General features: G+C 55.4%; 19 protein-coding genes. 10 read left to right on the top strand and 9 right to left on the bottom strand.

All coding sequences use genetic code 11. From position 1 onward, the window contains the following. Positions 1 to 227: 227 nt before the first annotated feature. The 3 genes from TH25_RS07995 to TH25_RS07985 all read right to left on the bottom strand — a co-directional run bounded on the left by TH25_RS07995 (position 228) and on the right by TH25_RS07985 (position 2071). Positions 228 to 1223 carry a hypothetical protein gene (locus tag TH25_RS07995; RefSeq protein ID WP_114087901.1) on the bottom strand — a complete coding sequence of 332 codons (996 nt, stop codon included), beginning with the start codon at positions 1221 to 1223 and terminating at the stop codon, positions 228 to 230. After that, a complete protein-coding gene (locus TH25_RS07990) occupies positions 1220 to 1756 on the bottom strand; it encodes an RNA polymerase sigma factor (RefSeq protein ID WP_114087900.1) in 537 nt (178 codons plus the stop codon). The genes TH25_RS07995 and TH25_RS07990 overlap by 4 nt, the downstream gene beginning before the upstream one ends. A 63-nt stretch (positions 1757 to 1819) precedes the next feature. Continuing rightward, positions 1820 to 2071, bottom strand: a complete 252-nt coding sequence (locus TH25_RS07985; protein WP_114087899.1) for a hypothetical protein — start codon at positions 2069 to 2071, stop codon at positions 1820 to 1822. A gap of 130 nt (positions 2072 to 2201) precedes the next feature. Here TH25_RS07985 and TH25_RS07980 point away from each other — a divergent pair, with 130 nt between their 5' ends. Next, positions 2202 to 2564 carry a hypothetical protein gene (locus TH25_RS07980; RefSeq protein ID WP_114087898.1) on the top strand — a complete coding sequence of 121 codons (363 nt, stop codon included), beginning with the start codon at positions 2202 to 2204 and terminating at the stop codon, positions 2562 to 2564. A 211-nt stretch (positions 2565 to 2775) separates the two neighbouring features. Here TH25_RS07980 and TH25_RS07975 read toward each other — a convergent pair whose 3' ends face one another. After that, entirely contained in the window at positions 2776 to 3993 is a 1218-nt protein-coding gene (locus TH25_RS07975) for an NADP-dependent isocitrate dehydrogenase (protein ID WP_114087897.1), read from the bottom strand. 256 nt (positions 3994 to 4249) lie between these two features. Further along, positions 4250 to 4903 carry a TetR/AcrR family transcriptional regulator gene (locus TH25_RS07970; protein ID WP_114087896.1) on the bottom strand — a complete coding sequence of 218 codons (654 nt, stop codon included), beginning with the start codon at positions 4901 to 4903 and terminating at the stop codon, positions 4250 to 4252. Positions 4904 to 5009: 106 nt separating this feature from the next. Here TH25_RS07970 and TH25_RS07965 point away from each other — a divergent pair, with 106 nt between their 5' ends. Both TH25_RS07965 and TH25_RS07960 read left to right on the top strand, forming a co-directional pair. Continuing rightward, on the top strand, positions 5010 to 6113 hold the full coding sequence (locus tag TH25_RS07965; protein WP_114087895.1) for an HlyD family secretion protein: 1104 nt from the start codon (positions 5010 to 5012) through the stop codon (positions 6111 to 6113). Then, complete coding sequence (locus TH25_RS07960) at positions 6113 to 7750, top strand: DHA2 family efflux MFS transporter permease subunit (RefSeq protein ID WP_114087894.1); 1638 nt, start codon at positions 6113 to 6115, stop codon at positions 7748 to 7750. The genes TH25_RS07965 and TH25_RS07960 overlap by 1 nt, the downstream gene beginning before the upstream one ends. A 219-nt stretch (positions 7751 to 7969) precedes the next feature. Here TH25_RS07960 and TH25_RS07955 read toward each other — a convergent pair whose 3' ends face one another. Then, positions 7970 to 8956, bottom strand: coding sequence for a DMT family transporter (locus tag TH25_RS07955; RefSeq protein ID WP_114087893.1), 987 nt, complete (start codon positions 8954 to 8956; stop codon positions 7970 to 7972). A gap of 242 nt (positions 8957 to 9198) precedes the next feature. On the opposite strand from TH25_RS07955, the gene TH25_RS07950 reads away from it, so the two are divergent. Next, positions 9199 to 10128, top strand: coding sequence for a LysR family transcriptional regulator (locus TH25_RS07950; RefSeq protein WP_114087892.1), 930 nt, complete (start codon positions 9199 to 9201; stop codon positions 10126 to 10128). A gap of 101 nt (positions 10129 to 10229) precedes the next feature. Here the strand turns inward: TH25_RS07950 and TH25_RS07945 are convergent, their stop codons facing one another. After that, the gene (locus TH25_RS07945; RefSeq protein ID WP_114087891.1) at positions 10230 to 11309 is read right to left on the bottom strand and encodes a cytochrome-c peroxidase; all 1080 of its coding nucleotides are present in this window, start codon (positions 11307 to 11309) and stop codon (positions 10230 to 10232) included. A 386-nt stretch (positions 11310 to 11695) separates the two neighbouring features. Here TH25_RS07945 and TH25_RS07940 point away from each other — a divergent pair, with 386 nt between their 5' ends. Continuing rightward, positions 11696 to 12310 carry a TetR/AcrR family transcriptional regulator gene (locus TH25_RS07940; RefSeq protein WP_114087890.1) on the top strand — a complete coding sequence of 205 codons (615 nt, stop codon included), beginning with the start codon at positions 11696 to 11698 and terminating at the stop codon, positions 12308 to 12310. A gap of 13 nt (positions 12311 to 12323) precedes the next feature. Next, positions 12324 to 13736, top strand: coding sequence for an MFS transporter (locus tag TH25_RS07935; protein ID WP_114087889.1), 1413 nt, complete (start codon positions 12324 to 12326; stop codon positions 13734 to 13736). Here the strand turns inward: TH25_RS07935 and TH25_RS07930 are convergent. After that, entirely contained in the window at positions 13723 to 14805 is a 1083-nt protein-coding gene (locus TH25_RS07930) for an NAD(P)/FAD-dependent oxidoreductase (protein WP_114087888.1), read from the bottom strand. The two genes, TH25_RS07935 and TH25_RS07930, sit on opposite strands and share 14 nt — an antisense overlap. A 130-nt stretch (positions 14806 to 14935) precedes the next feature. Then, entirely contained in the window at positions 14936 to 15520 is a 585-nt protein-coding gene (locus TH25_RS07925) for an LOG family protein (RefSeq protein WP_073956049.1), read from the bottom strand. Between the two features lie 322 nt (positions 15521 to 15842). Here TH25_RS07925 and TH25_RS07920 point away from each other — a divergent pair, with 322 nt between their 5' ends. The 4 genes from TH25_RS07920 to pssA all read left to right on the top strand — a co-directional run bounded on the left by TH25_RS07920 (position 15843) and on the right by pssA (position 20292). Further along, positions 15843 to 16880, top strand: a complete 1038-nt coding sequence (locus TH25_RS07920) for a hypothetical protein (protein WP_114087887.1) — start codon at positions 15843 to 15845, stop codon at positions 16878 to 16880. 324 nt (positions 16881 to 17204) lie between these two features. Then, complete coding sequence (locus TH25_RS07915; protein ID WP_114087886.1) at positions 17205 to 18401, top strand: Ig-like domain-containing protein; 1197 nt, start codon at positions 17205 to 17207, stop codon at positions 18399 to 18401. 323 nt (positions 18402 to 18724) lie between these two features. Further along, positions 18725 to 19435, top strand: coding sequence for a phosphatidylserine decarboxylase (locus TH25_RS07910; RefSeq protein WP_114087885.1), 711 nt, complete (start codon positions 18725 to 18727; stop codon positions 19433 to 19435). After that, positions 19435 to 20292: a CDP-diacylglycerol--serine O-phosphatidyltransferase gene (gene pssA / locus TH25_RS07905; protein ID WP_114087884.1), complete on the top strand. Its 858-nt coding sequence runs from the start codon at positions 19435 to 19437 to the stop codon at positions 20290 to 20292. Before TH25_RS07910 ends, pssA begins: the two co-directional genes overlap by 1 nt. Positions 20293 to 20294 lie beyond the last annotated feature (2 nt).

The raw sequence follows: 20294 nt of genomic DNA, 5'->3' as shown, positions 1-20294 counted from the left end.
CCGAATTGTCCGCTCACTAATTGTTTTTTAACAAAATTCCTATAAGGCGCGTGGAGAGCGCGATTAACTTTTCATAGACAAAGACAAGTCATTTATATGAACGCACAGGTCGTCCCAAGTATAACAACGATGCTGGCAATATTAGTATCTTTGGAGGTTTTAAATTTCGAGCTTTCTATTTGTCAAATTTACCAAATATTCTGGCAAGCATTTCCCCAAATGCACACCTAAAGATTCTGATGCGCAGCCAGCGGTTCCGCCCCCAGATCCGCCGCAGAGCCGGGGAACAGGCGGTAAACGGTTTGCCAGCCATCCTTGGGGTCGCGGCAGGCGCGGCCAAAGAAGGTGATTGGTTTTTCCTGGCCCATGTCAATATCGGCGCGGTATTCGCGGCAGAAGCGTCCGTTAAGCTGGAAGGTTCTAAGGGGTTCGATGGATGTTTTGCCGATTTTTTCCGAATCCGTGGCAAGAGCAGCCCTTTTGACCTGTCCGCTTTGGGTGGTTTCGAGCGTTTCATTGATCAGCATATCCAGCCCGGCACTATCGAGCTTGGTGCTGTCTTTGCCATTGGTGGCAATAACAGGCTGTTGTGTGACCGTTGTTGCGCGCTGGTAAATGCTGCCGGCGAAAAAGGCGAAGGCAAGGGCCGCTGCCATGCCAGCCCCGGCCCACCAGCGGGCAAAGGTTTTTCCCGTACCGCGAGGTTGCGGGCGGTGTTCGACGGTGGTGTCCTGATCATACCCGTTATATTTGCCATACATCGCGGTCGTTGTATTGGCCGTTTCGCTCTGGCTGTTTTGCGCCTGCCGGGTCAGGGCGCGTGTCGCGGGTACAGGGTTTTGCTGCTGACAGGTGGCAAGCGTGAGCAGATCGTCACTATTTTGCGGGTTCCTGGTATCCGGGCCATTTTTACCTGTGGCCGGGAACAGGAATTTTTCGTCGGTCAGAAAGGTATGGATGCTTTGATTTTTGTCGGAGCCATACAGGCCAAAACCGGCATCGAGAATGGCATCAATGCGGTTCTGAAGGATCGGGGGAACCTCTTCACCACATGATCCGTCAGCAAGCTGGTCGGCCTGAAATGCCATTATCTCCAGGCGTTCGCGCAGGGCGGCATCATGCGCCAGCCGGTGTTCCAGTTTTTCGCGCGCCGGGGCGTCCAGTTCATCATCCAGATAAGCCGAAATCAGCAAATCGTCATTGGGTGTAATGATCGCGGTCATGGAATCCCCCGTTTAATCTCGTGCGGTGGTACAGAATGGTCGGCGTCATGTAAATCAATCAGCGCACGGCGGGCGCGGGCAACGCGGCTCATTACTGTGCCATCGGGCACCTTTAATATCTCGGCAGCTTCGCGGTAGCTGTATCCTTCAATCAAAACCAGTGTCAGTGCGGATCGCTGGTCCGCAGGCAGTTGGGCCAGGGCAGCACGTAAAAAAACGCGGTCACTGCCCCCGTGGCCCTGTATTGGCATTCCGGCGTCGCGGGCATCCTGCAACGATATGACATTGCCGTTGCGTTGTGCGCGCCGCTTTTCGTCAATCCAGGTGTTTTGCACAATTTTGAACATCCAGCTATCCAGGCGCGTGCCAGGTGTAAATTGTGCCAGGCTTTCAACAGCCTTGATATAGGCGTTTTGCACCAGGTCTTCTGCCGCCGCGCTATCGCGGGTCAGGGACCGGGCAAAACGAAGTATGCGGGGCAGCAAACGGGACATTTCGTCGCGAAGGGCCGGGTCGAACCTATGTGTCTGCATGGCATCCAGATAAGTCGTGTGAAGGGACAACGTGTAGGGGCGAATTTTTATTCCGCATATTTTTTAAAAAGTTTTTGGAAGAAATAGGGCAACGTAAACGTTGTTCCCCTGAAAGCAGACAAAAACGGGGTTTCGCATCGGGAGAACGCGGATGTCCCAGGGACAGATGGTGCTGCTTCGATGGTTGTTGCCTGCCGCGATTGGCGGTGTCGCAATAATTGTTTTGGCGGTTACGCCTTTGTCGGCCCATACGGCGCGGGATGGCTTCTGGCCTTTTTTCAGCGCGACGGACAGATCGGCAAAGATTTTGGACATAACTCTACCATCCGGTGCCGCGGGGGCTGTATCGGGGCAGGGTAAAACGTATTGGCCTGCTGCGGGAATACCCGTATCCGGCCCGTCTCCTCATGGGGACGACACGGTTGGTGCGCCAGACAAGGGCTCATTGCCGAAAAATAACACGGTGGCAAAAGGGCTGGCCGGAAGTGCAACTCGGGATCAGGGCGCACGCGCAACGCGCGATCTGCCGCCCGGTATTCGCGATATTCCGGACATGGCGGGGGATTTGCCCGGTGTTATCAGGCACATGTTTGGCGCACCGGCCGGGTCGTATATCGGACTGGAACAGGAACGGAAGTTTATTAAGGAAGGCTGGCCTTCATCGCCGGAAAAAACCGGTCAAAACCGCAATATTGCGGCGAATGAAGCAGCAACGGAATTATGTGCTGGCGGGAATTGCCCCGACAGTACCGCGCCGAAAGGCGCACAAGGTGTCACGGGAAGCACGACCGGGACCAGCGGCACCTGATGGCTCGAAACGTTTGATTCTGTCGTTTCTGAGCCCTGCCGCTCGTTGGGACACGTGCAAACTAACACCCCGCCAGTCTTTGCTGGCGGGGTTCTTTTTTGTTCGGTCCTTGCCGCGGATGCTGTCTCGCGATCCGATGTCGGCAAAACAAAACCCCGCCAGAACAAAATCTGGCGGGGTTCGTATTTTTAAAGGCAAAACTGCCGGGCGATTACATGCCCATTGCGGTTTTCAGGCCTTCGTCAAGTTTGTCGAGGAACTGGTTGGTGGTCAGCCATTTCTGGTTCGGGCCGATCAGCAATGCCAGGTCCTTGGTCATGAAGCCGGCTTCGACAGTGTCAACGCAGACTTTTTCAAGAGTTTCAGCAAATTTCACCACTTCCGGGGTGCCGTCGAATTCGCCACGATATTTCAACCCTTGCGTCCAGGCAAAGATCGACGCAATCGGGTTGGTCGAGGTTTCTTTGCCCTGCTGGTGCTGACGGTAGTGGCGGGTGACGGTGCCGTGTGCGGCTTCGGCTTCAACGGTCTGCCCGTCCGGCGTCATCAGAACCGAGGTCATCAGACCCAGCGAGCCAAAGCCCTGTGCCACGGTGTCAGACTGAACGTCGCCGTCATAGTTTTTGCAGGCCCAAACGAAACCACCATTCCACTTCATGGCACAGGCGACCATGTCGTCGATCAGGCGGTGTTCATAGGTGATGCCGGCTTCTTTGAACTTGTCGGCGAATTCTTCGTCGAAAACTTCCTGGAACAGGTCTTTGAAACGGCCATCATAGGCTTTCATGATGGTGTTTTTGGTCGACAGGTAAACCGGCCAGCCCAGCGACAGTCCATAGTTCATGCAGGCGCGCGCAAAGCCCTTGATGCTGTCATCAAGGTTGTACATCGACATGGCGACACCCGAAGACGGGAAATCGAACACTTCATGTTCGATCGGCTCGCCACCGTCGGCCGGCTGGAATTTGATGGTCAGCTTGCCTGCACCGGGAACCTTGAAATCGGTCGCACGGTACTGGTCACCAAAGGCATGACGGCCAATCACGATCGGCTGGGTCCAGCCCGGAACCAGGCGCGGCACGTTCGAGCAAATGATCGGCTGACGGAAAACGGTACCGCCAATGATGTTGCGGATGGTGCCGTTCGGCGACTTCCACATTTTTTTCAGGCTGAATTCCTCAACGCGCTGTTCATCGGGGGTGATGGTGGCGCATTTGACACCAACGCGATGTTCCTTGATGGCATTTGCGGCATCAATGGTGATCTGGTCGTTGGTTTCGTCACGTTTTTGAACCGACAGATCATAATATTTCAGATCAATGTCGAGATAGGGCAGGATCAGTTTGTTTTTGATGAAGTCCCAGATGATGCGGGTCATTTCGTCGCCGTCAAGTTCGACGACCGGGTTCTTCACTTGAATCTTGCTCATAAAATACTCCCTTTCTGGCCGCTGCCAGATATCAGCGCGGCTGCCATTTGACAAGGTGGGTCAAACTATCCGGCGCGCGAGGGAGCGCCCTGGCCGCGTCGGGAGATCGCAACATACAGGATGCGACCGCAAAATCAAATAGGCTCGCGCAACTTCGTGCGCAAGATAATTCATCAAATAGTCTACAGCCTCAAAAATCGCCGTTATTGCCACCGATCGGGCGGTTGCGAAATCTTGGAAAGCCAGTCCGGGCAGGTTAAGCCGGGGCGTCACGTTCGGTAATCGGTTTGCCCAGGCCGTAACCGGCCAGAAACATATCGACGGCAAGGGTGACATGTTCGCTTAAATCGCCGGTGCGTGGTTCCCAACCCACCAGGGAAAGCTGGCGGATGTCGTAATCGGACTTGATCAGACAGACCAGAAAACGGGCGGCCTGTTCCGGGTCCTGATCGGGGAAATGACCAAGTTTGATCTGTTGCTCGAAATATTCTTTCAGCAGGCGGCGCCCGGTCATCAGGCCGCTTTCATAAAAAACACGTCCCAAATGCGGAAAGCGCGAAACCTCGGCCAGAAACATGCGCATGTAACGCAGCGTGTCGGTTTGGGTCAGAACGGTCATCAGCTTCTCGCCAAACTCGATCAGCGTGTCGCGTAGCGGCTTTTCCGACAAGGGCAAATCCCGCATCACGCCGGTCACGCGCCCGGTACAATTGCGAATCACGGCTTCAAACACGCCGTCCTTGTTGCCAAAAAGTTCATAGATGGTGCGTCGCGATCCCCCTGCTTCGGCGGTGATCATTTCCAGTGTCGTGCCAGACAGGCCATGTTCGCAAAAAAGCTCGCGGGCGGCTTCTATGATCGCTTCGCGCCGTTTTTCGGTACGGGGATCAATTTTCTTTGTTTGGGACAAGGTGCAATTCCATTTCTGGGTCAATTTAGAACTTGACCAAAGGTACTGGCTGGTACCATATTGCACGAAATGGTACTGATCAATACCAAAAGGAATGAAGCCACAAATGAGTGTGAAAAAAATTCTGCTGCCGGTGATTGCTCTGGCGGCAATTGCAGGTGGTGCGTATTACGGTTTCTACTGGGTAACAGAAGGCCGTTTTCACGAAGAAACCGACAACGCCTATCTCCATGCTGACCAGGTGGCGCTTTCGCCAAAGGTGTCGGGCTATATTGATCGCCTGCTGGTCGAAGATAACCAGCCTGTCAAGAAAGGCGATCTTCTGATGGTGATCAATGATGCCGATTACCAGGCCAAATATGACCAGGCCAAAGCGGCACTGGAATCCCGTGTTGCGGCAGTGGATACGGTCGACAAGCAGATCGATCTGCAACAGGCCTCGATTGATCAGGCACAGGCCAATGTTGCCATTGCCGAGGTTGACCTGAGCAGAACCACCGAGGATTTCGAGCGGTATAAGGATCTGGTCAAAAAGGGGGCTGCCAGCCGCCAGAAATATGATTACGCCGTGGCCGACCGCAACAAGGCCATCGCCCAGGTTAATGCCGCAAAGGCAACCCTTGCGGTTCAAAAAGGCCAGCTTGAAGTGCTAAAGGCACAGAAGGTCGAAACCGAACGCAGTGTCTCGGAAGCCCGGGCTGATCTCGACCTTGCCCAGCAGTCGCTGGATGATACCAAACTTTATGCGCCCTTTGATGGTGTGATTGGCAATCGGTCGGTTCAGCTTGGTGCGTTGGTGCAGCCCGGTCAGCAACTGGCTGTTCTGGTACCGTTGCCCGGGGTTTATGCGGTGGCCAATTTCAAGGAAACGCAAATTGGCCACATGGCACCGGGGCAGAAGGTGACGCTGGAGGTGGATGCCTTTCCCGATAGTGAAATTACCGGCGTGATCGACAGTTTTGCACCCGGAACAGGCGCGCAATTCAGCCTGCTGCCGCCGGAAAACGCCACCGGGAATTTCACTAAAATCACCCAGCGTGTGCCGGTTCGTATCAAGCTGGATCCCAGCCCGGTTGCCAATGCCCTGCGCCCTGGCCTGTCGGTGGTGGTGGATGTGGATGTGCGCGATGCGTCGGGTGACATGCACGCCGCCGGTACCGGTCTTGCCCCGGATCAAGCCCGGATCCGCGATGTATCGGAGCTGCAATAATGGCAAGTGGCAGCCAGAATTCGCGCAAGGACGGTGCTGAAAACGGTTCGGCCGCCACGGCAACCGCCAAGGCCGCCGCAAACCCGGTAAATGGCCCTGATCACGTTGATCCGCTGCACTTTATCGGCTGGATCGCGATGGTGATCGGCATGTTTATGGCGATCCTTGATATTCAGATCGTTGCCAGCTCGCTGGAGGATATTCAGGCCGGTCTTTCCGCCAGCCCCGATGAAATTGGCTGGGTACAGACCTCCTATCTGATTGCTGAAGTCGTGATGATCCCGCTCTCGGGCTTTCTCTCGCGTCTGATCTCGACGCGCTGGCTGTTTGTGCTCTCGGCGGCCGGTTTCACGATCATGAGCGTCTTTAGCGCGATGGCCTGGTCGATCAACAGCATGATCCTGTTTCGTGCCCTTCAGGGATTCCTGGGCGGGGCGATGATCCCCACGGTTTTTGCCACCACTTATATTATCTTCCCTAAATCGCGGCAAAACGGGGCCAGTGTCATGATCGGCCTGATTGCGACAATGGCACCTACTGTCGGGCCGACACTGGGCGGCTATCTGACCCAGTCGCTGTCCTGGCACTGGCTGTTTTTAATCAATGTGGTGCCCGGTTTTATTGTCGGCGCGATTGTTGCCATGACCCTGCATATCGACAAGGGCGACCGGTCGCTCCTGAAGGGATTTGACTTTGAAGGTCTGGTGGCGATGGCGGTGTTTCTGGGCAGTCTGGAATATGTGCTTGATGAAGGGCCGCGCAATGACTGGTTCGATGATCAGGCGATTGCCTACGGCGCGGTGATTTGCGCGCTGTCTGGGTTCTATTTTTTATGGCGGATGTTTACCTATGAAAAGCCTATTGTCGATCTGACATCTTTTTCCGATCGCAACTTTTCGATGGGCTGCATCTTCAGCTTCACGCTCGGCATCGGGCTTTATGGCAGTGTCTATATTTTGCCGCTTGAACTGGCCCGGGTGCGCGGGTTCGATAGTTTGCAAATTGGCACCATCATGGCCGTTACCGGGATATGTCAGTTTCTTTCCGCACCGATAGCCGGGCGTTTGATGAAGGTTTTGCCGCCGCGTGTGTTGCTGGGGTTCGGTTTGGCACTGTTTGCGGTGGGGGTCGGGTTGAACGGTTTTCAAAACAGCCAGCTTGGCTTTGACGAATTGCTTGTTCCCCAGGCGTTACGTGGTTTTGCCCTGATGTTTTGCATGTTGCCCATTACCAACCTTGCCCTTGGGACGCTGCCGCATGACAAAATCAAAAATGCCTCGGGTCTGTTTAACCTCACACGTAACCTTGGTGGGGCGATTGGTTTGGCCTGTATCAATACGCTGCTTGATAACCGCTCTGACCTGCACTGGGCTCATCTGGCGGAATATATCAACCCGGCCAATCCGATGTATCAGAAATACTTGCATACCTTAACCGCACGCTATGATGCGATGGGGATCGCCGAACCGGCCACGGCGGCCATGAAGTCGATTGGCAATATTATCATGCGGGAATCGACCATGATCGCCTTTAACGATGTGCATCTGGTAATGGCGGCAGCCTTTGTGATTGCCCTGATTTTGCTGCCCCTGGCAAAGAAACCCGAAACACCGGGGGCCGCAGCCCCCGCCCATTAACCCGAACCGGGCAGGTCGAATTTCTTTTTTGATGTGCCCCTGTGAAAACCGCGCATGTTCCCCGTCCCCCGACCCCGCCTGCGCGGTTTGCCGCCCCCGAATGGCCCTGTGCCGTTCGGGGGTTTTGGTTTTATGGACTCCGAACCCGTCCAAAACGAACAAACGACGCCAGCATAAACTGGCGCCGTCTGTCCGGTGGGGCGGGGGAGGGCGAAAAGTCTATTTTTGTGCCGCGCAGGCCGCAGCGGGTGTTAGCTTTTGTGACGACGTGCTGGCGGCACGTTTTTGGTGGGCGTAACGGCGGCTTAGGGTAATGGTGATAATTCCACCCGTCATAAAGGCCGCGCAGATCCAGAAAATTCCGTCGGGTTCCGGTGTCGGCACGGTGGTGAAGCGCGCGGTAATAAATTCGATCCCCATCAGGATAAAGGTCAGCGAACTTGCCGCGAGAAAATAGGTTTCAACCCCGGCCAGCTTGATCGAGCGCAGGGTCAGCACCATTGCCGGACCCCGAAACAGAACGCCAACAAGAAAGCCCGAAATCAGGGTGGGCCAGCCAAAGAAGTTTTCCAGTGACAAAAAGGGCATCTCGAACGGCAGGACAAGGCCGATCAGCGGCGGGAAAACCAGGAAAATGGCCGATGTGATCAGCAATAAAACGCCGGTAAAGCGCAAATGCGCCCAACTGTCACGCACCTGATTATAGGGATGCTTTTCCGCCACGATGGAGGATGAAATGGATGTAATCTTGCTTGCCAGCATCAGCCACACCGCCGGGTTGGAAAACCCGCCCGGCAAGTGCCAGGACATCAGCAAGACACTGGTCAGCAAAAGGGCATGGCCGATCCATTCGGTTTTATGGGGCGGACGCCCCAGGAAAAACACGGCAGCCAGGGCAGCCAGCGGCATGCCACTTTGCGACATGATGCCGCTTTGCGGCGACGAGATATAAAGCAGGGCCGCTGTCCAGCTAACCCCGGTCAATACCCGCAAAAAGCCATAAAGCCAGTTCAGGGGCAGGTAAAATTGCCCCCACGGAATTTTGCGTCCCGGCGACAAAACAATCAGTGCCAGCCCGCCAAAAGCCAACTGCCAGCAGGTCATGGCATAGGCATCGGCATGGAATTGCAGCAGGGCAAGACGGTTTGCCACCAGCAATAAGGCCCATGTGAGCATGTTGACCACAAGCAGTATGAAAACAGGCATATGAAGAATCTCAAATTTGTATGAACATCTGCAGTGTTGCAGGTTTAAAAATGAATATCTATGCTTCAATTTTATGCAGGGTTATTCATATTTGTATCGCCATTCGGGAAGGCCGCAACACAAAGCGGGCTATGACAGATGTTTCGTATTTCGGGGTATAGACGGGTTTTGCCCGGCGATGTGGTGTGGCTGGCCGGGCAGGGGTGAGGATGATCGTTCGATAAGGGATCGGAACAGGGTAAATGCTGACAGCCAAAATGCCGGATTGGGACCATATTCGCATGTTTCTGGGCATTGCCCGTGCGGGTAGCCTGCGGGCGGCCTCGCTTGCAATGGGCATGAGCCAGCCAACCATGGGGCGGCACCTTTCCGCGCTCGAGGAAAGCCTGGCCGTTACATTGTTTGACCGCCTGCCCGAAGGGCTGCGCCTGACCGAAGCCGGGCGCGATTTGATGCCCCGTGCCGAAGCAATGGAAACGGCGGCATTGGCGTTTCACCGACATGGCGATGCCCTTTCCGGGATGCGCGACCGCCAGGTCCGGCTAACGGCAAGTCCTTGGTCAGCCCTGTTTTTATCGGGCGAAATCGGCACCCGGCCTCAGGGGTTGTTTGCCGAAATTCGCCAGTCGGATGATACCCAGCTTCTCACCAAGCGCGAGGCGGATGTGGCCGTGCGCCACGGCCTGCCCCTGACGGGGGATTTTATCACCCGCAAGCTGGGATCGATTGCCTGCGCGGTGTATGCCGCACCGGCCCTGGCCGCCAGCATGCTGGCAATGACACGGGACCGTCTTTTTCTCGATGCCCCCTGGGCCTGCTTTGCCGAGGAATTTGACCTCTATGACAGCCAGCGTTGGGTTTTGGGCCATCTGGGCGATGCCAAACCGGTGTTTCGCGCCGGAACAACCCCCATGTTGCAACAGGCCCTGTGCAGTGGCATCGGGGCGGGCATTCTGCCGTGTTTTTTGGGCGATGATGACCCCCGCCTGACCCGGGTTTCCCAACCGATTCCGGCATTGGAATCCGACATCTGGCTGATTGTCCATCGCGATTTGCGCAAGGCCGAGGGGGTGGTCCTGGCAAGTGACTGGGTGGTGGATTGTTTCAAAAGCCGGCACCTGCGGCTGATCGGCGCTGTCGGTCATGCCGCGCATCAATGTAATTTGGCGTGAGGTTTGAATGTCGTGATCTTTTTACAAGCCACAAATAGCGCGAAAAGATAAAGCCCGCCCCGGTTCAAGGGCGGGCTTGCACGATACAATCGTTTATCGGTTTATTTTGCGATCATTTCCTTGGGCCGCGGCGTTGCATGGGTGCTGACGGGCAGGATTGGATACACGATTTGTGGTTCTTGCCCGGTCAGGGTGCGCAAGAAGGCAGCAATTGCGGCAATTGATTTGTCGTCAAGTTCGGTGCCAAGCTGGCTGGTTGCCATGATGCCAACCGCCTGTTCCAGGTCCCAGACCTTGCCAGTGTGGAAATAGGGCGCGGTCAGTTCGATATTGCGCAAGGGGCCCGCGCGAAAGACATAATCGTCATCGGCGGTATGGGTGACGGCAAAACGGCCCTTGTCATTGGCTGGCAAAATATCCGCCCCCGGTTTTTCAACCACGCCAAACGGGTAATAACCGTTTCCGCCGATATTCACGCCATTATGGCACGATGCACAGCCGCTATCCATAAACAGGGCCAGGCCTTCTTTTTCCTGTTTGGTCAGGATGGCGTCATTGCCTTCAAGGAACTGGTCAAACCGGGAGGCCGGGGTGATCAGGGTGGCTTCAAACGCCTCGATGGCTTTGGCCATATTATCGAAGGTTACAGGGTCTTTTTCACCGGGAAAGGCCCTGGTGAAATGTTCAACATATTCCGGCATGCTTTTTAAGGTGGTTACAACCCGTTCCGGCGTGCTGGCCATTTCCACCCCGGCCTGAACCGGGCCTTTGGCCTGTGCCTTCAGGTCGGCAGCGCGCCCGTCCCAGAACTGGGCGATATTAAAAACGGCGTTAAAGACTGTCGGGGCATTGCGCGGGCCTTTTTGCCAGCCATGACCAATGGATGTTTCAAGGTTGTCATCTCCCCCCATGCCCAGATTGTGGCAGGTATTGCAGGAAATGAGTGCACTTGACGACAGGCGCGGTTCAAAAAACAGCATTTTGCCCAGTTCAACTTTCTCATGCGTCACCGGGTTTCCCTTGACGGCGGGAACGGCAGAGGGAATGACCTCGAAATAGTCGTTTGCCGCTTTGCGCAGGGCCGCATCATTTGCCGTGTCAGCGGCAAGAGCATTGGCTGCGAAACCGATACAAAGGGCAGATGCCCCCAGTAACCGGATGAAAATACGGGTGGTTTTCATGATGGCTCTCTCTCTTGTGCAGGAGCCATCACTTCATCACTCTTCTCTTTTTTCGGCCATGATTTACATCAGAGAAGTCTAATTTAAATATCGTGTTGGGAAAACCATTTGGCATTTTAACTGCAATGCGCTCCGTGTGTCAGGCGGTTTTCAAGTGCACTTTTGTGCGCGTGCGGGTGAATGTTGGGCACCTCGTTGCAGCGTGGAGCGAGAATCCTGAAAGTAAAATTCCTTTTATACTGAGATTGTTATTCATCTTCCAATGCTGTGAAGGACACGCCTTTCATATGGAATGTTGCTGGCTGCGAAGGTCTGTGGCGGTGGGTTGTCGCCCGGCATGACTAAAGGAGATTGTCTTTTCCATAAATCAATCATATGATTGATTTATGGAAAAGACAGATAAAACCCATCCCTATATTCGCAAACATGAACGTCGCGAGATGATTGCGCAGGCTGCCCGCCAGTTGATCGCGGAACAGGGCCTGGCTGCTTTGCGGACCCGTGCCGTGGCCGATCGCGTTGGCATCAATATTTCGACGTTGCATTTTCATATTTCGGGCAAGGCCGCCTTGCTGGATTTTGTCGCGACCACAACCCGCGATGCTTTTCTTGCATTGTTACCGCCCGAACCAGACCCGAAATATAATGCGAGGGATCAGTTGCACAGGGAAGTGCAGGCCTATCACGACAGTTTGCGCGACCAGCCCGAATTGGCCGTTTGTTTTGCCCAGCTTTCCCAGGCGGCGGCAAGCAACCCTGAACTGGCCCAAACCCTGGCCGATTTCACTAAAAACTGGTGCGGACGGTATTGTAAAATTATGACCTTTGGTCGGGACCAAGGGGTATTTCGGCCCAACCTGGATCCCTTTGCCGCCGCCTTGATGGTGACAGGGGCCTTAACCGCATTTGCACAGCACGGACCGGGCGGTCTCGCGCATTTTTGGCCGGTCTATTCCGAAATCGAACGTTCCCTGCTTGCTTGCCGGCCTGTTTCTGCCTGATAAGGAAAAATCCATGTCCTTCGATCATGACGGCCGTCGTTTGGTACTTTTCTTGCTGGCGGGGGTCAATTTTCTCATCACGCTTGATATCACGATCATCAATGTGGCATTGCCCGCAATTGATGCGACTTTTCAGGCAGGTGGGGTGGCTTTGCAGTGGCTCGTGTCGGGATATATTCTGACATATGCGATATGCCTGTTGTCGGGGGGCCGTGTGGGGGACCGTTTTGGTGCTGATCGCGTGCTGATTTACGGGCTGGTGGTTTTTGCGGTCGGGTCCGCCCTGTGTGGATTTGCACTAACAATGCCTGTTCTGCAGGCTGGTCGTGTTGTTCAGGGGGTGGGGGCGGCATTGGTTTCGCCCCAGGCAATGGCCCTGGCACATCGAATATTTCAGGGCAGGGCACGGGCAACAGCCTTTGCTGTTTTCGGGCTGGTGGCCGGGCTTGCCTCGGTCCTGGGGCCGCTTGTAGGGGGATGGCTGGTTGATCAAAACCTGGCCGGGTTGGGGTGGCGCCCGATTTTTTTGATTAATCCGCCACTGGCACTGCTTCTGATGGTTTTGCTGTGGCGTTCAATGCCGCCGGTTGTGGCGATGCCGTCTGTCCATTTTGATCCGGTCGCCGTCATTTTGGCGGCCATTGGTGTGTTCCTGTGTCTTTTCCCCTTGATCGAGGGGCGCGTATATGGCTGGCCCTTTTGGATATGGGGCATGCTGGTCATTGCTGTGCCCGTATTTGCCGCCTTGATCGGCTGGGAGCACCGCCAGATGACACAGAACAAAGCGCAATTGGTGCCGGTAATTCTGATTTCTGCCAAGGGGTTTTGGGTGTTCTGCTTGGCAATTGGCCTGTTTTTTGCCGGTTTGCCGGGTTTTTTCATGATGCTATCGATCTTCTTGCAAACCGGTTTCGGGTTCACGCCCTTGCAATCGGGGCTGACATCTTTTCCGCTGTCACTTGGAATTATCATTGCCTCAATTTTGGCCCCCATGATGCAGCAGGTTTCTCCCCGGTTACGAATTGTGGCCGGTGCGCTCATAACCCTGGTCGGGCTTGGGGCATTGCGGGTTTTTGTTCCGGCATTTGCAGGGCTTACTGATCAAGGCTGTGTCATGGCGCTGTTATTGGTGGCAGGTTTGGGGTTTGGTACCGTGATCGGGCCGCTTTTCCATCTTGCCCTTGATGGCATTGGTCAGGAACAGGCGGGCATCGCATCGGCCCTTTTGCAGACATTTCAGCAATTGGGCGGGGTGTTGGGTGTGGCCCTTACCGGAAGCGTCTTTTTTGCCAGATTAACGCACATAACGGACAATAACTGGCGTATGTCACTCGCCAGCGGGCTGTCAGTCACGTTGGGTTTTTTTACGGTTTTTCTGCTTTTCTTTGTGCTGTGGAGCACCCGGCAGAAAGTCATATCTCAATAGATCTCGTTGGAATTTCATACAGGCTTTCGCGCTCAAAAATCTGGTCGGTCAGGCTTTGCGCAATGACCGGGGCCAAAATGAAACCGGGATGGGCCACTGCAAGAAACAGATTGTCGATATTCTTTACGCGGCCAACCCGTGCCAGACCATCGGTGCTATCGGGGCGCTCGCCAATCTGGACGGATAGAATGCGCGCCGAGGTGACATTGTGAAAAAGCCTGCAGACGGATGCCAGCGTTTGATCGGCCAAATCCTGCAAGGCGGTTTGGGTCGGGTTTTTGGGCATGTTTTCGGCAATGATGAAACGGTTCTTTTCAAGTTGGCGTATTTCAAGCTCCGGTCCGCATAAAATGCCGTGAAATCCGGGAATTTCCGCCTCTATGGTGATCAGAATCGCCGGTGAAGAGATTATGCCGTGTTGATCCCCAAAGGGGGCAAGCAGCGGGATGCTGCCCGTTGCCGACGCAACAATAACCCGGTCGGTTGCCAGCTCCGTGCCATCAATGACAAGGGCAGCCGCCCGGTTGTTTCGCACAACGATCCCCTCCACGCTGTGGCCAAACATCATTTCGGTCCCCAGCTTTTTAAGCGCCTGGTGGTAAAGTGCCATCACCTTGCGCGGATGCAGGGCAAAATCATGGGCGCAATAGGCCGTACACTCGGGCGGATTAACCACAAAGGGGGCCAGTTTGGCGAATTCCGCACGGTTGAGCGCACGGGGTGCAGCGCCGTGTTGCTGGTGACGATGGACCAGATCAAGGGTTTGTCGGGCATCCTCTGTCCACAGCAGGGAACCTGTTGCCGGTGAAAAAAGCCTGCCGTCAAAATCTCTGTTCAGGGCATGGTAACGGTCAAATGCGGCATGGCAGTAATGATGTGCGGCAGGGTCTTTGGCAGGGTCGCGGGTGATGTAGTTGATCCAGCCAAAGGATCGGTCGGTAACACCCTGTCCCGGTGTTTCATGGCGGTCTATCAGCCGGACGGACACGCCGGTGCGGGCCAGAAAATAGGCCGCTGTCATGCCGACAATGCCTGCACCAATGATCGTCACATGGGGGGAAGTCATCATTGTTGCGTTCCTGATGTTTTTAAGGCGGCTGCCGTGCCAACAGGAACAAAAGATGCGCCAAAAATGCAAAGGGTGCAACGTGGCACCCTTTGCGGTTAACGGTTTTATCAACCGGCGAAGATAGGGACTGTTAGAGCAGCTTTTCCTTGGGATCAAATTTCGGTCCCGGTTCGGCGGAAAGCTTTTCAAACACGCCTTCGAGCGTATCGGCCACCGAATAAAGCTGGCGGTTGCTGGGGCGGGCAAAGCCTTCCTCGATGATGCCATCGATCATATCCAGGCATTTATCCCAGTAACCAAGCGCGTTTAAAAAGACCAGCGGCTTGTCGTGAATGCCAAGCTGGCGCAATGTCAGGGCCTCGAAGGCTTCATCAAGGCTGCCCAGTCCGCCAGCCAGCGTAACAAACGCGTCAGACCGGCGAAACATTTCCACCTTGCGTTCATACATGGACTTACAAACGATCAGTTCCGAAAGCCCGGCATGGCCGACTTCGATATCGTCAAGATGGGCGGGAATAATGCCGACAACATTGCCGCCATTTTCCATCACCGCATCGGCAACGGCCCCCATCAGGCCAATGCGTCCGCCGCCGTAAATCAGGGTCATGCCGCGTTCGGCCATCATTTTGCCAAAGGCGATGGCGTTTTCCTTGTGCTGGGGGTTCACACCGTTTGATGCACCGCAAAATACACAAATCGAGTTTATTTTCGTCATGGCGGCCTGCCTTTCTTGTTATCTTGTTGCAGGAAAGAAACCTTAAGAAGTCTCAATGTCTCTTTCATCGCCAGCTTAGCGTATGATATGCCTGCGCCGTCAATAATATCTTGATGTCAAAAAAGTGATTTTCCAAAAGGGCTTTGCCCGGTGCGGGCATGTTGGGCAGGGTTGTGCGACACAAGTGCAGCCCGATTTGTGCCGTAATATGCCGTATTGTGTCGGTCCCGTCATGTGCAGATGCGTAAAGGCATGGTGTGGACCATGTCACAATCGGGCACGAAAACAGAAACTGAAAGTTAGTAAGGCAGGTTAAGTCAGCGTGTTTGTCGACAGTCCCTTCTGGTTTGCCATTCTTGTTTCCGGTGTGATTGCCGGGGTTTTGATGCTTGCGCTTTGGCTGGGGCTGGATCGGCCTGTGGCACGGCGTATTGTGCTGTCGGCCATCATTCCCGCCATTCTGGTGGCGGTTCCCGCGGCGGTGGGCCTGCCCGAAGGCATGCGCGGCGGGGCCGGGGCGGTGCTGGCGGTTATTCTGATTGGCGGGCTGGCCGGGATCATGATTGATGTGGCGCGGTTTTCGGCGCGTATTTCATCGGTCCTTGCGGCCACTGTCATTGTTGGCGGGGGCTGGCTGGTGCTGGGCGATGAAGCCGCTGGCACGGCGGCACTGTTATCGCGCGTGGCCCGGCCTGAAACGGCGCATTCGGTTTCGGTGCTGGCATGGGCGGTTTATCTGGTGGTTGCCCTGGTGCTGGCTTATGTGACCCTGCCGGATTTCGCGGCCGATAGCGACGATGAAAAATCACCTCGCGGCAAGGGAAAGGCCAAAGGAAAATCCGCCAAAGTCACCACGTCGCGCAAAGGCAAAACCACAACGAATGATGCCCCCGTTCCCGATCGCGGACCAGGCGCGCTGTCGGTGTTTCTGGCGCTGGTGTTGGGCATGGGGATTATTGCCGTCCAGTTTGGGCTGCGCGATTTGAAAATTCTCTATGGGGCAATGGCGGTGGCGTTACTGATCGCGCTGATTTCCGAAAAGGCAGCCCCGCAATATCGCGCCGCCGTGTGGCTGTCGATGGTGGCGGCCATTATGGTGGCGGGTGCCACGGCCATTTTGCGTGCCCCGGCCAGTCTGGTTGCCCATGCGGTGTTGTTGCTGGTGTTGTTTGCCGGGGCAGGGGCGACAATATTGCAACGGGCCTTTCGTCTGGATCGGGTGGTGACAGGCGATGGAACCGGGGCAGAAGCCGGCATTGCCTGGGCGGGGATGGCTTTGGTACGGGCGCTGGCCCTGGCATTGCCGGTATTTATGGCGGCCCTGGTGGCCTATATCGGCGCGTCAATGTCCCAGCCGTAAGGAAGGGCGATGCCGGGCACGGCTGATGGGTGGTTGTGGGGCGGTTGTGGCGGGTTATCGGTTAATCTGCCGGGAAACGGGTTGAAGCCGGGAATATGAACGTCCAAACAGGATTTTCGCGGGTAAATTTGCATATTTGCAACGATATGATGAAATTCCGGCTTTGTTACGGTATGGAAACTGTGCGATGAAAGTAGTACAAGTTTCCGATTACCGTGTCGGGGGTGGGGCGGAATTCCGGTTTTTATGGTGACTGCCGCGTGCGGACGTGATTCTCAACCTTCGGCGACTAAAAGATAACCACCGTTCAAGGATATTTTTCCGGTGAAGCGACCTTATATCCTCGTCATTATCGGCGTTTTGCTGATCATTGCCGCCATCATCCTGAACTATACGCTTACGGGCTCAGTCGATGATGATGTCGATGCGGTATCGTCGTCCCCCTCCGCCCCGTCGGACGGCAGCGGGAATGCGGCGGATACCGGGCAAAGCACGGTGTCGAAATCCGATGATGCGGCCAAGACGCCCGATGATGACAAGGCACCGGACGTTTCCGATCCCAGCTTTGACGTTGTGCGGGTCAGTCCGGATGGCAATTCGGTGATTGCCGGTCGCGCCGAACCCAACAGCAAGGTCCGTGTGCGCGAAGGCAAGGATGTGATTGGCGAAGCCACCGCCGATGACCGGGGCGAATGGGTGATTTTGCCGGAAAAACCGCTGCAACCGGGCGATCGCGAGCTTTCGGTGGAAAGCGAAACCAAGGATGGCAAGGTTAAGACCGGCAACGAGGATGTTGTGGTCCTGATCCCCGAAAATCCGTCCGGGGAAACCACGGCCCCGATGGTGGCGCAGAAAAAGGGTGATGCCGCCACCGAAGGCGAAGAAGGCAAAAAACCGATTATTGCCTTGCGTGTCCCCTCGGAAGGAAAGGGTCCGGCGACGGTATTGCAGGGCCCCGGGGCGGTGAGAGAAAATACCGACATCGCCAAAACGGCCAACAAGGCCGCCCGTGAGGCAGGGCAGCCTGAAATTGCGTCCTCCCGTCCGCGTCTGAGTGTCGGCGTCATTGATTATGATGAAAAAGGCCAGGTTTCCATGTCTGGCGATGCCGACCCGGACCATGATATTCGCGTTTATCTGGATAACAAATTTGTTGGCAATGCCCTGTCAAACGACAAGGGTGACTGGGGCGTAACCCTTGAGACCGATATTGACCCCGGCCAGTATAAATTGCGCGCCGACGAGGTGGATAAACAGGGCAAGGTGGTTGCCCGGATCGAACTGCCCTTTGAACGGGCTGATGCCAAAAAGGCGATGGAACCGGGCTCGCGCTATGTTGTGCAACCGGGCAACAGCCTGTGGCGGATTGCCCGGCGCGCCTATGGCGATGGTATTCAGTATTGGGTGATTTATCATCGCAACGAAGACCAGATCCGCGATCCCGACCTGATCTATCCTGGCCAGATTTTTGCCCTGCCCGAACAGGAAAAGGCGACCTATCCCAATGTGAAGTGGCGCTAGGCTCTCCTCTATCAAAAGGAAAGTGAGGCTGGGCAAGGTCGTTATTGCTGTTGTGCCATCGACATTGTTTTTCTCCGGCTTATATCTTTGCCCGGAACGGCGCGGTGGATCATCTGAAACCAGGGCCTTTTCCAGTGCCGGGCGCGTTTGACTGGTGCGAAACGTGATGGTTTTCACAGAAACGCGCGCTTGCGACAGGCACGATGAGGGATCACAAGGGATCGGGTCGTGAAAAAAGTGCGCTTGGGTGATCCCCCTTGTTGATGGACATGGATTGCCAGTGATAAGAACATGCCAGACGTGCCGCTGACCGGCGCGTTGCATTGCAACCAGGGAAGACAGTTTTGAAATCCGTTCTTGTGCCGATCAATTCCGAAGGCTGGAAATTTATTGCAATTTTCGCCGCCGTGACCGTGATCCTGTTTCTGATTGCCGAGCCGCTGGGCTGGATTGGTGTGATTCTGACGTTGTGGTGCGCCTATTTCTTCCGCGACCCCGACCGTGTCACGCCAACCAGTGACAATCTGGTCATTGCGCCTGCCGATGGCCGTATTTGCATGATTTCGCAAGCCCCGTTGCCCAAGGAACTGGAACTGGAAGACCAGTCACCGCGCACCCGTATATCCATTTTCATGAATGTGTTTAACGTTCATGTTAACCGTTCGCCCATTAATGGCGAAGTGGTGGGCGAGGCCTATGTACCTGGCAAGTTTGTGAATGCCGAACTGGACAAGGCATCGGATAATAACGAACGCCAGATTTTGCTGGTGCGCGATAATGCCGGACGTGATTTTGGCGTCGTGCAGATCGCCGGTCTGGTCGCCCGCCGTATTCTGTGTGATGTCGGTCGCGGCTCGATCCTGAAAGCGGGCGAACGTTTTGGCCTGATCCGTTTTGGATCCCGCGTGGATGTGTATCTGCCTGCCGGTGTGGAACCCAAGGTGTGTGTCGGTCAGCTTACCGTTGCGGGTGAAACGGTGCTGGCAGACGTTTCCGAAACCGAAGCAACACCCGTAACCGGGGAGATCCGTTAATGCCCTATGGTCCCAATCGCAAGCGGCCGCGGCGGTTCAAGGCCCTGTCCCTGTCCCGTCTGGCCCCGAATGTCGCGACCCTGATGGGGATGTGTGCGGGTTTGACCTCGATCCGGTTTGCCATGCAGGACCATTGGGAAGCCGCCGTTACCGCCATTCTGATTGCCGGGATCATTGATGGTCTGGACGGTCGCCTGGCACGGATGCTTAATGCTTCCAGCCGGTTCGGGGCCGAACTGGATTCTCTTTCGGACTTTGTCTGTTTTGGTGTTGCGCCAGCCCTGTTGATGTATTTCTGGTCGCTTCATCAGTTGGGGCCAATTGGCTGGGCGCTTTGTCTGTTATTTGCCGTGTGCATGTCATTGCGTCTGGCCCGGTTCAATACCCAGATGCTGGGGGAACCGGAAATGCCGACCTGGGCCTATCGCTTTTTTACCGGGGTTCCTGCCCCGGCGGCAGCCGCCCTGTCGATGTGGCCGATTGTGCTGAGCTTTCAGTTTGGCGAAGGCATTTTTGATACCCCTTTCATCACCGCACCCTACATCGTTCTGATCGCGGTGCTGATGGTCTCGCGGATGCCGACCTTCAGCTTCAAAAAGGTCAAAGTCCCGCGGGCCTGGGTTTTGCCGCTGATGTTGGCATTCGGGGCGTCGGTGGCGTTTCTGGTTTCCTCGCCGTGGCTGACCCTGTCGGTCATTGCCGGGGTTTATTTTGCCACTTTCTTTTTCAGCTATCGTTCCTATCGCCGCATGGGCGTTGAACAACAGCAGCGCGAAGATGAAGCCGAGGAAGAGGATGATCTGGGCCAGTCCGATGACGACCCGGAAGATGGCCTGAACCGCGTACACCAGAATTAGCA

The organism is Thalassospira profundimaris (assembly GCF_003326755.1).
GTDB classification, from domain to species: Bacteria; Pseudomonadota; Alphaproteobacteria; order Rhodospirillales; family Thalassospiraceae; genus Thalassospira; species Thalassospira profundimaris_B.
This window is presented reverse-complemented; position numbering and strand designations above follow the sequence as displayed.

What these genes read in the sequence shown, in the direction of transcription:
- TH25_RS07955 (WP_114087893.1), bottom strand. Translation starts at nt 8,956, where the DNA reads ATGCCTGTTTTCATACTGCTTGTGGTCAACATGCTCACATGGGCCTTA.
- TH25_RS07935 (WP_114087889.1), top strand. Translation starts at nt 12,324, where the DNA reads ATGTCCTTCGATCATGACGGCCGTCGTTTGGTACTTTTCTTGCTGGCG.
- TH25_RS07925 (WP_073956049.1), bottom strand. Translation starts at nt 15,520, where the DNA reads ATGACGAAAATAAACTCGATTTGTGTATTTTGCGGTGCATCAAACGGT.
- TH25_RS07985 (WP_114087899.1), bottom strand. Translation starts at nt 2,071, where the DNA reads ATGTCCAAAATCTTTGCCGATCTGTCCGTCGCGCTGAAAAAAGGCCAG.
- TH25_RS07965 (WP_114087895.1), top strand. Translation starts at nt 5,010, where the DNA reads ATGAGTGTGAAAAAAATTCTGCTGCCGGTGATTGCTCTGGCGGCAATT.
- TH25_RS07995 (WP_114087901.1), bottom strand. Translation starts at nt 1,223, where the DNA reads ATGACCGCGATCATTACACCCAATGACGATTTGCTGATTTCGGCTTAT.
- TH25_RS07930 (WP_114087888.1), bottom strand. Translation starts at nt 14,805, where the DNA reads ATGATGACTTCCCCCCATGTGACGATCATTGGTGCAGGCATTGTCGGC.
- TH25_RS07940 (WP_114087890.1), top strand. Translation starts at nt 11,696, where the DNA reads ATGGAAAAGACAGATAAAACCCATCCCTATATTCGCAAACATGAACGT.
- TH25_RS07975 (WP_114087897.1), bottom strand. Translation starts at nt 3,993, where the DNA reads ATGAGCAAGATTCAAGTGAAGAACCCGGTCGTCGAACTTGACGGCGAC.
- TH25_RS07945 (WP_114087891.1), bottom strand. Translation starts at nt 11,309, where the DNA reads ATGAAAACCACCCGTATTTTCATCCGGTTACTGGGGGCATCTGCCCTT.
- pssA (WP_114087884.1), top strand. Translation starts at nt 19,435, where the DNA reads ATGCCCTATGGTCCCAATCGCAAGCGGCCGCGGCGGTTCAAGGCCCTG.
- TH25_RS07960 (WP_114087894.1), top strand. Translation starts at nt 6,113, where the DNA reads ATGGCAAGTGGCAGCCAGAATTCGCGCAAGGACGGTGCTGAAAACGGT.
- TH25_RS07990 (WP_114087900.1), bottom strand. Translation starts at nt 1,756, where the DNA reads ATGCAGACACATAGGTTCGACCCGGCCCTTCGCGACGAAATGTCCCGT.
- TH25_RS07950 (WP_114087892.1), top strand. Translation starts at nt 9,199, where the DNA reads ATGCTGACAGCCAAAATGCCGGATTGGGACCATATTCGCATGTTTCTG.